The 14,930-nt window shown below is 48.9% G+C and carries 11 protein-coding genes and 1 pseudogene; 4 read left to right on the forward strand and 8 right to left on the reverse strand.

The window, feature by feature from the left end; genetic code table 11:
• Nucleotides 1-472: 472 nt before the first annotated feature.
• A pseudogene (locus HQ41_RS10000) lies at nt 473-580 on the reverse strand (IS5/IS1182 family transposase); the annotation flags it as partial.
• A gap of 542 nt (nt 581-1,122) precedes the next feature.
• On the opposite strand from HQ41_RS10000, the gene HQ41_RS08660 reads away from it, so the two are divergent.
• From HQ41_RS08660 to HQ41_RS08675, 4 genes are all read left to right on the forward strand, one after another.
• Nucleotides 1,123-3,369, forward strand: coding sequence for a hypothetical protein (locus HQ41_RS08660; protein WP_044190566.1), 2,247 nt, complete (start codon nt 1,123-1,125; stop codon nt 3,367-3,369).
• Between the two features lie 895 nt (nt 3,370-4,264).
• A complete protein-coding gene (locus HQ41_RS08665; protein WP_044190567.1) occupies nt 4,265-4,675 on the forward strand; it encodes a DUF4332 domain-containing protein in 411 nt (136 codons plus the stop codon).
• Nucleotides 4,676-4,889: 214 nt separating this feature from the next.
• Nucleotides 4,890-6,011 carry an OmpA family protein gene (locus HQ41_RS08670; protein ID WP_044190569.1) on the forward strand — a complete coding sequence of 374 codons (1,122 nt, stop codon included), beginning with the start codon at nt 4,890-4,892 and terminating at the stop codon, nt 6,009-6,011.
• 34 nt (nt 6,012-6,045) lie between these two features.
• Nucleotides 6,046-7,209, forward strand: a complete 1,164-nt coding sequence (locus tag HQ41_RS08675; protein WP_044190571.1) for an OmpA family protein — start codon at nt 6,046-6,048, stop codon at nt 7,207-7,209.
• A gap of 105 nt (nt 7,210-7,314) precedes the next feature.
• Here the strand turns inward: HQ41_RS08675 and HQ41_RS08680 are convergent, their stop codons facing one another.
• The 7 genes from HQ41_RS08680 to HQ41_RS08710 all read right to left on the reverse strand — a co-directional run bounded on the left by HQ41_RS08680 (nt 7,315) and on the right by HQ41_RS08710 (nt 14,236).
• Nucleotides 7,315-7,794: a glutathione peroxidase gene (locus HQ41_RS08680; protein ID WP_044190573.1), complete on the reverse strand. Its 480-nt coding sequence runs from the start codon at nt 7,792-7,794 to the stop codon at nt 7,315-7,317.
• A gap of 169 nt (nt 7,795-7,963) precedes the next feature.
• Entirely contained in the window at nt 7,964-9,106 is a 1,143-nt protein-coding gene (locus HQ41_RS08685; RefSeq protein WP_044190612.1) for a DUF4369 domain-containing protein, read from the reverse strand.
• A gap of 60 nt (nt 9,107-9,166) precedes the next feature.
• On the reverse strand, nt 9,167-10,168 hold the full coding sequence (dusB, locus tag HQ41_RS08690; RefSeq protein ID WP_044190575.1) for a tRNA dihydrouridine synthase DusB: 1,002 nt from the start codon (nt 10,166-10,168) through the stop codon (nt 9,167-9,169).
• Between the two features lie 2 nt (nt 10,169-10,170).
• Nucleotides 10,171-11,856 (reverse strand): SulP family inorganic anion transporter, encoded by a 1,686-nt coding sequence (locus HQ41_RS08695; protein WP_044190578.1) that lies wholly within the window; start codon nt 11,854-11,856, stop codon nt 10,171-10,173.
• A 71-nt stretch (nt 11,857-11,927) separates the two neighbouring features.
• Nucleotides 11,928-13,469: a ribonuclease Y gene (gene rny, locus HQ41_RS08700; protein ID WP_044190580.1), complete on the reverse strand. Its 1,542-nt coding sequence runs from the start codon at nt 13,467-13,469 to the stop codon at nt 11,928-11,930.
• A 139-nt stretch (nt 13,470-13,608) separates the two neighbouring features.
• Nucleotides 13,609-13,932 carry a cell division protein ZapA gene (gene zapA, locus HQ41_RS08705; RefSeq protein ID WP_044190583.1) on the reverse strand — a complete coding sequence of 108 codons (324 nt, stop codon included), beginning with the start codon at nt 13,930-13,932 and terminating at the stop codon, nt 13,609-13,611.
• 16 nt (nt 13,933-13,948) lie between these two features.
• Nucleotides 13,949-14,236 carry a hypothetical protein gene (locus HQ41_RS08710; RefSeq protein ID WP_044190586.1) on the reverse strand — a complete coding sequence of 96 codons (288 nt, stop codon included), beginning with the start codon at nt 14,234-14,236 and terminating at the stop codon, nt 13,949-13,951.
• Between the last annotated feature and the right edge of the window lie 694 nt (nt 14,237-14,930).

Here is a 14,930-nt window from a genome sequence, read left to right on the forward strand (position 1 = left end):
CTTAAGTGCCATGTAGCGATCAGCGCCTTTACAAAACTCATCAACTACACAATATATTTCTACTAACTTTGCCTTATCCATAGGATGGGAGTATTTGGTTATCTGTTTGATTTACAACTATAAAGATACTAAATATCTCCCATTCTTCCAATAGATAAACCATTGATAATCAAGAAAAAAATACTCAATTCTTACTCCATATCTTATACCGAACTCACGTAATTTTAGTCTATATATCTATTTGCTAGTCGGTTGTACTTGTGCTTTTTTAAGCCTCTCTCCCTCTGCCTCTGGGAGAGAGGTGCGCAAACGAGGTCGGACGTGATCTAGAGCCTGCTAGAGGTCAAATACGAGGTTTCCCGATTTTCCGCTCGACTAGAGATTGTCTGCTCGATCATCATACAGAGGAGTAAAAGAATGTATAAATTGAGCAGTGGGGATAGGGCTTATGAAGCCATTGTGCAATAGTCTCCTCTAGCAAAAGGATCTTGAACATCAGCAAGGCATCGCAGGCAGGGTTGCCTACGGCATTCTGTGTCTTGGTGTACTTCTTGTTCAGCAGCGTGCGGATACCTCTCCAATGAACGCAAGCATTGATTTGGCGGAGAAAGGAGTGCTTCATCCGGTCGCGACGAACCTGAGTATATACTTGTAGGAAGCTAGGAGCTGGTTCGGTTGGTTTAGTCAGGGCAACCGCATCAAATTTTGGCTATACACTTAACATATTGATTATCAACATTAGCTTTGAACTTAACTGCTCTCAATCTCTATTGTCAGAAAAGAAATGGATATTGATAATCAGTAGCTTATATTTTGATGCGGCTGCCCTGTTTCACATCCCCCGATTGTTGCTATTTGAAAATAAAGGCCTAACTTTGTACCCTGAATTGTACCTACTCGTTCTCATTCGCACTCGGATGATGACCAAGTGAATTCGAGAAAAGGTTACAGACTGTGAAACAATGGAGTAGTGAATACGAAAACAATAAATCAGTAAAAAAGCAGTAATGGTGACAATTGATGAAAGGAAAGCCTTAGTGAGGGTCGGATACTCTGCACCAGCAGTAGAAGTGATCGGCGTACGCCTAGCTTCATTTCTACAGACAAGTTCGCATCCTACAGATGGCATCTGTGGAGATTTTGAAAATCTTGATAATGACGGAGAGTGGGAATCAGACAATTTTTAGCATTGACAATTCAGTGATTAGTTTGATACAAGATCACATAATAAAAAAAACGATGAAAATAAGTAAACTGATACTCGTCCTCTTCTTGGGCTTGATGGCACTGACCTCTTGCGACAAAGAGTTGATTAAGAATGAGCCAGATTTGCCTCCAATGACGGAGGCTGAGTACGATCTTGTCGAGGCAGACTTGACGACAGAGGTAGAAGGCGAGCTGAGGCTCCATCAAGTTATAGAGGATGAGGGAACAGGAAGGATTTTGAAACCTTTTATGGCAGAGAAAGACCTCTACATCTATGTGGTGATACGCGGTGGAGAGTCCTCGAATAGAAAGTATGCTTTCCAGACTTTGAAGTTCACGAAAGTTCGAGGTCAGAATAAAGTTACCTATAAGGGGCAGATCAAAGTACCTAAGAATATAACGACAGGTCTGGAGATTGCAGCCATCGTCCTTAATGAAGAGGGCGGGGAAACGTATACCTACGTAGTAGATGCTAATCATGCTCTGGCCGCTAACTATAAGGATATGGTTTTCGTTAACCAGAATGATGTTAGTCTGAGTAGAATAGAAAATGTCCCCAACTCTAGTGGAGAAAAGAAGGTACGCACCTTAATCCCTTACCTCGCTAATTGGACGACGATACAGATCGTCAACAAAAGGCTTGTGATCAAGGATGGTGTATCTGGTCAGCCACAGTGTCTGCACTTCCACCCTAGTGGTGTCCTCTTGCGCTTCAAAATTCAGAATATGAAGTCTACACCCGTTACTGTTAGCAAGGTCAAGATTGAGTCTAATGTGCTACGTGGTTGCTGGGGCTATGACTTCACTAGGAGCACATTTACTGGGCAGGTGCATAATGGACAAGAGCTTCTTGAGGGTCTTGTTAATGTTGGGGGACCTACCAGTCTTGATGCAGAATATCCTCTTCCGGGAGCCCCTGTTACAGTGCAGCCAGGTCAGAAATCTGATTGGTACTACATCTGGCTTATGCCTATCAAAGAAAAGGCAGATCTCACGGGAGATACCAAAATCTATCTCCAGGATGGATCAGAGAAGCACTTGGCTTTTACGAGCATTAAGAAAGACTTTGCATTGAAGGCGGCGATACCCTTAACTCTTAAATACAAAGATGGGGCAACGCCCCAGCCTAGCTGTGAGGGCTATCCAAATGGTCTGCTCCCTCTGGACTATGTAGCCTCACATAACCTCAAGCGTGTAGGCTCAGGTGCTTGGGCAATCGAAGGAAACAACCAGGCTCCAGATGCTGAGATAGATCAAATTTACGAGCTGCTTGATGTTGAAGATCTCTTGAGATCCAACACTAATGAGCTGCAGCGGACTATTGGGGGACAGAAGTATTATATCCCACAACAAGAAGATTGGAGTACGATATTACCTCACTACACAACGCTTAATAATCCAGCTCCAACCTATGAGCGTCCTATTCTCTGGCCTGCAAATGCTGGCAGTCAACCTAACTTCATGGGTAATGGATTTAACGATGAAATAAGAATCCAGGGTCCTGGAGGCCCCGTTTATAAGGGAAAGTCATACTTTATGTCTAAACTCAAGTCTGGCAGTCCTAATGGCTTTGTCTACGCCCTCCGTTTGGTGAACTCTGCAGAACATAAAAACTGTAAGGCACTAGCTTATCGCTACGAATTCTCTGGATACAATCAGCTATATCCGTATAACTCTTATGTTAAAATTTGGTCTCGTTATGTCGGTCAACTTTATAAGGATGAAAATATTACGCCAGAGAGAGCTAAGGAATTGCTCCGTACTGAAATCGCTACGGATGAATTCTGGACTCCTGGATCAGGTAAGCCGATTTCAGACTATTCCAATAACAACAATCCAATAGTGCTTCCTGCCAAGGGAATAAAAGAATTTCGTTCGGGACGTTGGAGTGACTATAGAGATCTTTATGGGTCAGGATCTATGAGTTTCGTTAATGGTCACGTGGGAAGCTATGGTGTAGATAATGTTGTCACTTTTCAGAATTCCACTGGTCAAACTATGGTCAAACATTTTCTTGTTGCACACTCGTGGGTCTATGACTTCGAGAATCCCCAAAAGATAAACATGAGAGTGAGAACCAAGGCCTATGCACCTCCTGGACAAACATACAGATTGAAGGCTTCTATTCGCTTGTTTAAGCAGGATCCTCCTGCGAGGAGATAGCTCTAGTGCTATAATTGTGTAACATTTGATGACTCAAATGCGGTGTGTCGAAATATAGTTTCGGCGCACCGCATTTTCTTATTCGGGAGCACCTACAAAGCAAAGTTCAACCAGCTTGATAATACCATACATCTTCATTTGCAATCAATAACCCTTCGACTGGCTAATTCAGTTATGTAGCAATGCTGAGCGCTATATATTGCAAATGGAGACCATTGCACAAACTCATAGAATGGACTTGTGCAATGGTTTCTATGGATATGTTGGGAGGTGATTTTCGCATTTTTAGTTAAAGTATGTAAACAGACTAGGCTTAAATCGAACGATTAAAAAGGACATTGGGGCGAATGGCTTCGCCCAAGATGAGAAATTGATGGGAAGATTCATAAGGATTGGTGGGCTGATACGATAAGCTATGTCCTCCAATCCTCAAAAATTGATGGGAAGAAACGCCAAGAAATGTGGCAAGAATCGGCCTAATCATTCAGATAATCCCTACAAGGCATTCATTACAAGTAAATTACAAAACATCCATTTTGAGCCACTATCTCCATTCGACTGGAGCCTTAGCCCCCAAACGGGGTCGAACGCAACCTAGGGCCTGCTAGGGGGGCAAGTACGAAGTCAGCCGTTATCCCCCTCAGCATGCTCAATTCGCTTAAGAATTGGCCCTAAATTGTTAAAAACACAAAACAAGCATGTAGACTAGAAAGAGAACTCTGTCACTACTAGGACAAGACACTCAGTGGTCTGCTTGAAAGTCCTATCAGTTGCGAGCTGGATTTCTTGAAGGAGTAGCATTAAAATTTTATTAAGCAATTACAGATTATTTTACTAACTTTGGGCGTACACGTTCGTACACAAATATCTAACAAGTAATCTAAACTCAAACATTATGGCAAATTACAAGATTGAAGAGCTTGAGGGTATAGGACCAGCCTACGGAGAGAAGCTCAGAGCTGTGGGCATATCTAGCACCGACAAACTACTGGAAGCCTGCCGCACCAAGAAGCAGCGCAAAGAGGTAGCCGAGCAGACTGGGCTTGACGAAGCGAAGATCCTCAAATGGGCTAATATGACAGATTTATTCCGCATCAGTGGTGTTGGGGCTGAGTATGCAGAGCTCCTAGAGGCGGCTGGTGTCGATACCGTCAAGGAACTTGCCCACCGCAAAGCAGAGAACCTGCTAGCCAAAATGGAAGAAGTAAACGAAACCAAAAAGCTCGTACGCAGAACGCCATCAATCAAGAACGTAGAGGCTTGGATCGCACAAGCCAAGGAGCTCCCTCGCGCTCTCGAATACTAACCAAATCAGCAACTAAACACTTCAATCCACGCTACAATGGGTGCGCTAGATAATAGTCTAGCGCACCCATTGTAGCACATAGGGCAACGCAATAAAAGCCGAAGTATTGCCACAAATGGCGCAAATCCTTTTATTTTAGTATTTTTGCCCTACCTAGCATTGGTTAGCTAAAGCAGGTTGGTGAGATATTTAATTACACTATTGATAAAATATTATGAAGCTAAAATTGACTATGCTCTCCCTCATGGGAGCAATGGCACTGACAGCAGGTGCTCAAGATGGTGGCTCTCATGCTTGTAAGACGGCTTACGAGAAGAGCACGCCTCACAATTGGTTTATTACTCTACAGGGTGGTGCTACTATGATGTTCAACGGACACAACGACAACGCCAAGTTTACCGATCGCATCCGCATCGCACCCTCTATTGCTTTGGGGAAATGGCACAATCCTTACTATGCCACACGCCTCAAAGTAGTCGGTGGAGAAGCTGTTTCTTTCGATGGCTTCCACGGCGAATGGAAGAATACCAATATGTTTGTTGGTGCTCACTATGACTTTATGCTAGACCTACTAGGCTTGGCAAGATCAACCGATCGCCCAAATGCCTTTCGCCTGATCCCCTTCACTGGTGTGGGCTATGAGTACAAGTTCGACAGCGCAACGGTAGGAGAGAAGAATACACACTCCGCCTCTGCGCACGCAGGCTTACAGCTAGCACTCCGCCTAGGCTCTCGTGTAGATCTAGTATGTGAGGGTGAGGGTAGCTGGAATGGTCTACAGCTAGCCAAGTCTTTCCCTATCCGCTTCGAAAACAGCCTACGCTTCATGCTCTCGGCCGGTCTTAACTTCCGCCTCGGCAAGGTTGGCTTCACGCCAGTGCGCCCAGTAGACCACGAGGCGATTAACGCTCTACAAAACCAAATCAACGCCCTGCGTGCAGAGAATGCAGAGCTCAGCAAGCGTCCCGTAGAGTGCCCAGAGGTGATGCCTCAGGCTATTGTAGACACAGAGAACCGCTTCCTCGCAGAGAAGTCTATCCTCTTCCGCCATGGCAAGAGTCAAGTATCGGACGACCAGCTGATCACAGTCTTCGACGCAGCTCAGTTTAGCAAGGACTACAACGGCGACCTCATCGTTACGGGTTACGTCCAGAAGTCGGAGAGTCGCTTCAAGGATCTGGCTCAGAAGCGTGCTCAAGCCGTTGCTAAGGTACTGACCGAGAAGTACGGAGTGTCTAGCCACAAGATTACAGTGGAGTGGAAGCAGGCTGCTGATGCTCCGTTCGATGCCAAGAGTGCTTCTTGGAATCGTGTCGTTGTAATTCGTTCTAAGTAGTGTTTCACCCAAAAGACTAAAAAGCATTAAGACAATGAATACGAAATTCACTACTCTGGCGCTTGCTTCTATGTTTGGCCTAGCCTCACTGAGCGCCCAAGAGAATACTCAGCCTACTCAAGCTGCACATAAGACTATTTTCGCCAAGGACGCTAGCTGCGATCACATGTTTATCGAGGTTGGTAACCTAGCTACAATCAACTATGGTGGGCACAACGACAAGCTCGCTTGGAAAGATCGTATCAACTACGTTATCCCCAAGATTGCTATCGGTAAGTGGTACAACCCCTACTTCGCTACACGTATCCAATTTATGGGTGGTGAGATGAAGGACTACGGGACTCAGTACCCGACAAACAACCCCAACCTATACGTTGGCTACCATCAGTTTGCAGTAGGTCAGTTCGATGCTATGCTCGATTTGGTGAACTACTTCGCACCATACAAGGAGAACCGCTTCTTCCACATCATTCCATTCGTGGGTATGGGTGTGGGCTACAACTGGAATAGCACGGTAGAGAACAAATCTCGTATGCACCACCGCTGGACCGCTACTGCTCACGCAGGGCTACAGCTCAAGATGCGCCTGAGCAAGAGAGTCGATCTCAACCTCGAGAGCCAGCTCATGACGCATGACTTCCGTCTGCCTAGCTACCGTACAGAAGACGGTGCTATCTTCGGTCGTACTACAAGCGCTATGGGCGCAAGCCTTACCTTCCACCTAGGCAAGAAGGTGTTTAGAGCTATTGAGAAGGAAGACCCTGCTTACCTGAAGAGCCTAAACGATCAGCTCAACGCCCTACGTGCAGAGAATGCTGAGCTCAGCAAGCGTCCCGTAGACTGCCCAGAGCCTATGCCAATGCTCAAGGAAGGCGTTAGCGTGGGTAATGTGGTTTACTTCCGCCTCAACAGCGACAAGGTTGATGCTAACCAGATGATCAATATCCACCACATCGCTCAGTATGCACTCAACAACAGCGACGTGATCACACTCGTGGGTTATGCAGACCGCAAGACTGGTACGCCTGAGTACAACTACAAGCTCTCCGAGCGTCGTGCTAGGTCTGTGGCTAAGATCCTAACCGAGAAGTATGGTATCTCTGCCGACCGCATCAAGATCAGCTGGGAGGGTGACCGCCAGCAGCCATACGCAGAGAACGTGTGGAACCGTGTGGTAATCATGAACGCAGACCGATAGGCGACTACCGCCCCTAGGGATAAAATAAATAGCCCCCAGCGAAAGAGATCGCTGGGGGCTATTTTATTGCTTCATGATGTAGATAGCGCATACAAGCAATCGGACTTACCCAAGCATGCGCTCGATGTCCTCGGCAAAGGAGAGAGGCTTGCGTATGGGGCTGTAGCGCTTGACTTCTAGCCCATCTCGAGAGATGAGGAATTTGGTGAAGTTCCACTTGATACGGTTGCCGAACCAACCGCCAGCTTGTGTACGTAGCCAACGAAAAATAGGGCTTGCTTCTTCGCCATTGACCAAGACCTTCTGCATTATCGGGAAGGACACACCATAGTTAATCTGACAGAAACTGCGAATCTGCTCATCGGAGCCGGGCTCTTGATGTGCGAACTGATCGCACGGGAAGCCTAGCACGACGAGCCCTCTATCCTTATACTTGCGGTAGAGCTCCTCCAGCTGAGCATACTGAGGTGTGAAGCCACACTTACTCGCTGTATTGACAATGAGCAGGACTTGCCCTCTGTACTGCTCGAGTGCGTGCTCTCTGCCTTGACTATCCAAGGCGGTAAAATCAAAAATCGTCTGCATATCGGTAGTTATTTGTTGTTTGACTGTGCCTAATCCAAGCATCTCTCTGCTTAGCTCTATCCCCACAACTATAGAGGGGAAGCACAACAAAGGGAGGCGGCCAAGGCTGAGCTTGGGCACACCTCCCTCTAGGTCTGTGTGCAGAGGCCACTAGGTTAGCCGAGTGTGCCTACTGCAAGATTTGTTTAGGGTGCTCGAGGCGTTTGAGTTCGCCGTTCTTAATGGCAAAGAACGTGGGGAGCTGCTGCACATTGTAGCTACGCAGGCTGTACTGTTCTGGGTCATTGACGCTGATCCAAGGTAGAGTTCGTGACGCATTCTCCCAGTAGTAGGCATCGCCATCGACCGATACTTCGTAGATCGTTAGGCCCGGATTTGCCTCTTTGAGCTCTCGCAGCGTAGCCACCAAGCCGGGCGACCACTGAGCCGAGTAGGCAGTAAAGCTCAAGAGCACAGGTCCGCTCTGAGCATAGCTATCGAGGGATTGCTCCACTCCGTGGCGGTCCCTGAGCTTGATCTCTGGGTAAGCGATAGTCTGCACGGGGGCTTGTTGGGCCGAGTCTGTTAGCGCATCTTGGCGAGCCTTGCGCACACGGCTCAGAGCAATAGCACGCAGAGCCATGTCTTTGAGGAATGGCGTATATGGAGCTGCCGAATAGTATGTATCGTATGCCGTAGCTACGGCTGCAAACGCCCTATCGTCGCCCTCATCGTCAGCCGAAAAATAAGCAGCATCCCCACCTTTGCGCTGGAAGAGTGCATAGTACGAGGCAGGGCTCTTGGGATCTACATAGATATAGCGAGAAACCATGTCGTGCTTGAAGGCTACCTTGACCGAATCCACAGCTTCTCGCACTTCGTCCAAGCCCAGATGCCCCGAGGTATATAGCGCCAACAAACTATCCACACGCCTATCGGTCTGATGGCGTTGGTGGCTGATATCTCGGATTTGGTAGTTGTACTGCTCGGCTTCGAGCAACTCGTAGCCCTCGAAGAAAGAAGAGGCACTTGTACGGATCTTGATGTGCGTCATCGAGTCTGCGGCAAAAGGAATACTATTGCCTCCTAGACGAATGCGGTAAAACATCGGATAGCTCGCTCCATCGTGCTCGAAGCGGAACGATCCGAGTTGATCCAAGCGAGTGGAGTCTATAGAGAGAAAGCTCCCCGTGCCCACCTCCTCGAGATAAAGCATCTGCCCTTGTGCCCCCTCTACCGTTCCCTCGGCGACGAACTGCTGCTTGCTTGGTTCGCACGCTACGAACAGCCCTAGAGCTAGGGCGCATACACCGACTTTGGTCTTCTTATTCATATTATTCATTGGTAAGATCTTTTGTTGATAAGCTCATACAATCCTGCTCGACTAGACCGACTACTCGAGCGTTACGGGGCGACCGTAAATCATATCCTCGGCCTTGGCCATCCAGTCGAGTAGCTCAGCTCGTGTAGCTGCTCGGAGCATACCTACCCGAATGGGCTTGAAGTTGTCGATACCTTTGAAGATCGGGCTGGCAGCGATATGGCGACGAGAGTGAAGAATGCCACGACGCTCATCGAGCTTGGCAATGTTGTTGTCTACCTGCTGACGCAGAATGTCGAGATAAAATGCATGCTCGCGACGAGGCAGAGCCTCCCCCGTCTGAATATAGTGCTTCATCTCCTCAAAGATCCAAGGCTGTCCAATCGAGGCACGCCCGACCATCACGCCATCTACTCCGTAGGTATCGAAGGCTCGCTTGGCCTCCTCTCCCGTGGTGATGTCACCGTTGCCAATAATCGGGATATGCATACGTGGGTTATTCTTGACCGCTCCGATGAGTGTCCAGTCTGCTTGTCCCGTGTACATCTGTGCCCTCGTGCGGCCGTGAATGGTGAGTGCCTGAATGCCACAGTCCTGTAATTGCTCGGCCAAATCAACGATAATCTTACTATCATTGTCCCAGCCGAGGCGTGTCTTCACCGTCACGGGTATCTTGACCGCCTTGACGATCTCTCGTACTATCTCGACCATCACGTCGGGGCAGCGAAGCATACCACTACCTGCCCCCTTACCAGCGACACGCTTGACGGGGCACCCGAAGTTCAGATCTAGCACATCGGGGCCGACAGCCTCACAGATACGAGCGGCCTCTACCATAGGCTCTACCTCTCGGCCATAGATCTGGATCGCAGCAGGGCGTTCCTCTGGGTCGATCGTGAGCTTACGCTGAGTCCCTGCTACGTGACGAATGAGTGCATCACTACTCACAAACTCAGTATATACCATATCCGCACCGAATCGGCGACAGAGTAGTCGAAAGGCGACATCCGTCACATCTTCCATCGGAGCCAGCAGCAACGGACGCTCGCCAAGGTCTATATTTCCTATTTTCATATTTATTGTTTCGTATAGCTCTCAGCCTTGGATAGGGCTGTTTGAATATCGGGGCAAATGTTGTCGTTGCCGATGAGCGCCTCGACCTTGGTCTCGGTCAGCGTAGCTCGCACACGCTCATTGACTCCCGAGAGAACGACTTGTATCCCCTCCGCTCTAGATTTCTCACACAGCATACCAAGGTTGTAGACAGCCGTAGAGTCCATGAAGGGGACAAAGCGCATACGCAAGATGCGCACCTTGGGTCGCTTGGGAGCACTGGCCATAAGCTCCTCAAATCGGTTCGCAATGCCAAAGAAGAATGGTCCCTCGATCTCGTAGACCTCTACTCCTTGAGGCAGACTGAGCGTAGCCTCGGCAGCGCTCCTCTTGTGGTCGTCTTGCCCTGCGATGAGGCTGAGCTCATCACGAGAAACGAGTATGCGAGTACTCTCGACCATACGACGCATGAAGAAGAGCATCGCTAGCAACAGCCCTATCTCGATAGCAATCGTCAGGTCGAATAGGACAGTCAAAGCAAAGGTAACAAGCAATACAACGAGATCGCTCTTGGGGCCAGACCATTGGGCTCGAATAGACCTCCATCCGCTCATATTGTACGACACTACAACCAGAACCCCAGCCAAACAAGCCATAGGAATGTAAGAGGTCAGGGGCATCAAGAAGAGGAATATGAGCAGGAGAGTAACGGCATGGACAATCCCCGAGATAGGGCTACGACCTCCGTTGTTGATATTGGTCATCGTGCGTGCAATAGCACCCGTCACGGGGATACCGCCGAAGAAAGGCACGACCATATTGGCCACACCTTGGGCAATAAGCTCTGTATTGGAGTCGTGCCGCTCTCCAATCACACCATCAGCCACACTAGCCGAGAGTAGCGACTCGATCGCCCCGAGCATCGCAATCGTGAAGGTGGGGGCAGCAAGATGCCTAATCGTCTGGAAGCTGAGCTCTGGCATAACCAAAGGCGGGAGCTCATTGGAAATCGTGAAGCGATCGCCAATAGTCTTGATGCCCTCCAAAGCCAGATGCTCTCTAAGCACATACACCACAAGAGTCATCAGGACGATAGCCACAAGCGACCCGGGGATTACTTTGGTGAACCTTGGAGTAAGCTGAATAATCGCAATACTCCCCAAGCCGATAAGGGCAGTAATCCAATGTGCCGTGGTGATATTGCTCAAGAGGACGCTCCACTTGCTGATGAAGTCGGCAGGCAAGCCCTCTATACCCAAGCCCAGTAGATCATTGATTTGGGTAGAGAAAATGGTAAGCGCAATACCAGCCGTGAAGCCCACTATAATGGGGTATGGGATAAACTTGATGAGGGTGCCGAGGCGAAGTGCTCCCATAAGCACAAGGAGCACACCAGCCAAAAAGGTCGAGATCAGCAAGCCTGAGAGGCCATATTGCTCGATAACGCCATAGACGATGACGATGAATGCACCCGTTGGGCCTCCAATCTGCACAGAGCTGCCTCCAAGAGCCGATACGATAAACCCACCGATCACGGCCGTGATGAGCCCAACCTCTGGCGAAACACCACTAGCTAGGGCGAAAGCAATGGCCAAGGGTAAGGCTACGATACCAACAATCACACCAGCCATAAGGTCTGTGGAGAGCTGACTACGGCTGTATCCTCTGAGCGACTCTACTAGGCGTGGACGAAAAGGGAATGAACTCATATCTCTGAATGTAGAATAGAGGCTGGGGAAATATCCCCAAGCCTCTGTATAGTACTGCGTTTGGTTTGCCTCTACTTGGCGTAGCTCACAGAGCGTGTCTCACGAATAACCGTAATCTTGACTTGACCCGGATAAGTCATCTCATCTTGAATCTTCTTGGCAATCTCACCGCTGAGCGTAGCGATAGAGGTATCGTCCGTATTCTCTGCCCCGACGATGACACGTAGCTCACGGCCTGCCTGTATGGCATAAGTCTTCACGACGCCGGGATAAGAGAGAGCGAGCTGCTCTAGATCATTAAGGCGCTTGATGTAGGCCTCTACAAGCTCCCGACGAGCACCGGGACGAGCTCCACTGATAGCATCGCAGACCTGTACGATCGGGGCAATTAGGCTCTCCATCTCTATCTCATCGTGGTGAGCACCTACAGCGTTGCATATATCGGGCTTCTCCTTATACTTCTCACAGAGCTTCATACCTAGCAGAGCGTGTGGTAGCTCTGGCTCATCATCGGGCACCTTACCTATGTCGTGCAGTAGACCTGCACGCTTAGCCTTCTTGGGGTTGAGGCCTAGCTCCGAAGCCATGATGGCACAGAGATTGGCCGTTTCACGTGAGTGCTGTAGTAGATTCTGACCATAGCTAGAGCGGTACTTCATCTTACCCACGATGCGGATCAACTCTGGGTGCATACCATGTATCCCTAGGTCTATGACGGTACGCTTACCCGTCTCGATGATTTCTTCCTCAATCTGCTTGCGCACCTTGCTCACGACCTCCTCAATGCGAGCAGGGTGGATACGGCCGTCCTGCACGAGCTGGTGCAGTGCCAAACGAGCGACCTCTCGGCGCACAGGGTCGAAGCTAGAGAGCACAATCGCCTCGGGCGTATCATCTACAATGATCTCGATACCAGTGGCAGCCTCTAGAGCACGTATATTGCGCCCCTCACGGCCGATGATACGGCCCTTGATCTCGTCGCTCTCGATGTGGAAGACGGTCACAGAGTTCTCGATAGCCGTTTCTGTGGCCAAGCGCTGTATGCTCTGTACGACGATCTTCTTGGCTTCCTTATTGGCGGTCATCTTGGCCTCCTCTACGATCTCGTTGATGTAGCTCTGCGCTTGATCCTGCGCCTCGGTCTTGAGGCTCTCGATGATGCGCTCACGTGCCTCATCTGCCGAGAGGCCGCCGATGCTCTCTAGCTGCTCGACTTCCTTACGCTTGATCTCCTCTAGCTCGGCTTTCTTCTTGTCGATAACGGCAAGCTGCTGGTTGAGTGACTCACGAATAGTATCAACCTCCTTATTCTTTTTGCCTAGATCGTCTTGCTTCTGGTTGAGGCTCTGCTCACGTTGCTTGAGTTTGGCCTCGCTCTGCTTAATCTTATTATTATTCTGTGCGACCTGCTGCTCTAGATCCCCCTTGAGCTGGAGAAACTTCTCCTTGACCTCAAGTAGTTTTTTCTGTTTAAGCACCTCGGCTTCTCTCTTTGCCTCTCCGATAATGGAGGCGGTTTTCTGCTTGAGTAGTCGCTCGTTGATGAGCCACATCAAGCCCGCTCCGGCTACGAATGCTGCTGCTATTAGGGCAGCTACAATAATTCCTCCCATTTAGTCTTGTTATCTTAGTGCCTATCCCTTTCCTTTTATCGGGCGACACACTTACCATTAATACTCTACAAAAAATAGCTGGGGAGAATATGAACCTTGGTGCAGGTAGTATCAAAGGCGAAGCCTAGAGGGCGCAGGTTTACAGATCGACCATAAGCCCAAGGGCTTGCTCTGCCTCTTGGTTGAGGCTACGCAAGCGATCTGCCCAATCTCTTGTTTCCAGACGTTGACGAACCTTCTCGGCACGATAGGCTATATCAATGGCTGCCATAGCGATATAGCCATCTCCGGGGATCTCGGAGTGATTGGGGTGACGGCTCCTATATATATTTACTGTAAGCCCTAGCTCCTCACCAGCACGCCTATAAGCGACTTCCTCCTCCACAGGCACGATCATAGACAACCGAGCACGCTCTACCGGCACGGTGATACGCCTTGTTTTGGGGGTTTGATCAGTCTGCATCTCGTAAACCTGATACTTATAGCTGAGCGATACAGTAATCTATTTCTTTGATAATATCCGCAAGATAAGCCCGAGCCTGTGCCCTATCTGCTCCCTGTATGGTGAGTGCATTGGCGACTTGGCTCAAAGACTCGCTATGCCTGAGCGTATTGACTTCGTCTTGCAGGGCATGTAGCCGTGCCGTCTGCTCCGAGAGTGTATGCTGTAGCTCGGCTATTTTTTCCGCCTGTCTATGAGATAACTCTATAAGTCGGCGCATATTAACCTCCAAGCGTGCCAGTTCTTGTTCCTCTCGATTGGTCATAGCTTAATTCAATAATTCTCTCGCTCCGCAAATGTAATCATTTCTATGCATATTAAGTATAGGGCTAGACGAGGCAAAAACCGAAGTTAATGCCCAGTGGAGGACTCCGAACCCCGAGATTTATATTTTAGATCAACTTTCAGAATGTTGGTGGGAAGACAAGCATAGACTAGGGAGCAAAAGGGAGGAAGGCGTATTTGCCCCCTAGGAGGCTCTGTATTGCGTCGAGCTTCATTGGGGGCACTTAGTGCAGCTCAACAAGGATACAAGCCTTAAACCGCCATCAGTACAAATACCTATAAAACAATAATATAAAAACAAAAATCGACTAATCCTTCAGGGTAATATCATCTAGCTCAACATTTCTTCCCATCAATCTTGGGGGATTGATGGACACACCTTGACGTATGAGCCCATCAATCTGTCCTAATCTTCCCATCAATTTTACTCACCGCGCCCCACCAACCCCGATCAATCTCCCTATCCTACTCCCAAATTGGCGCACAATCCATTTGCAAACTTTAACGGAAAACAGACAAACACCACCCACAACGACCTAAGCCTAGAGGTAAGCCAGCATCGACAGTAGAGGTATGGAGGCTCAAATGCAATGGTAGAACCTGCACAGAGCAAGGTCTATGAGCATGAAAGGCATTAGTACATCATAGCTCTGCGATGCGGTGTGCAAAGGCTT

It is taken from the genome of Porphyromonas sp. COT-290 OH860, assembly GCF_000768935.1.
Lineage (GTDB): Bacteria > Bacteroidota > Bacteroidia > Bacteroidales > Porphyromonadaceae > Porphyromonas.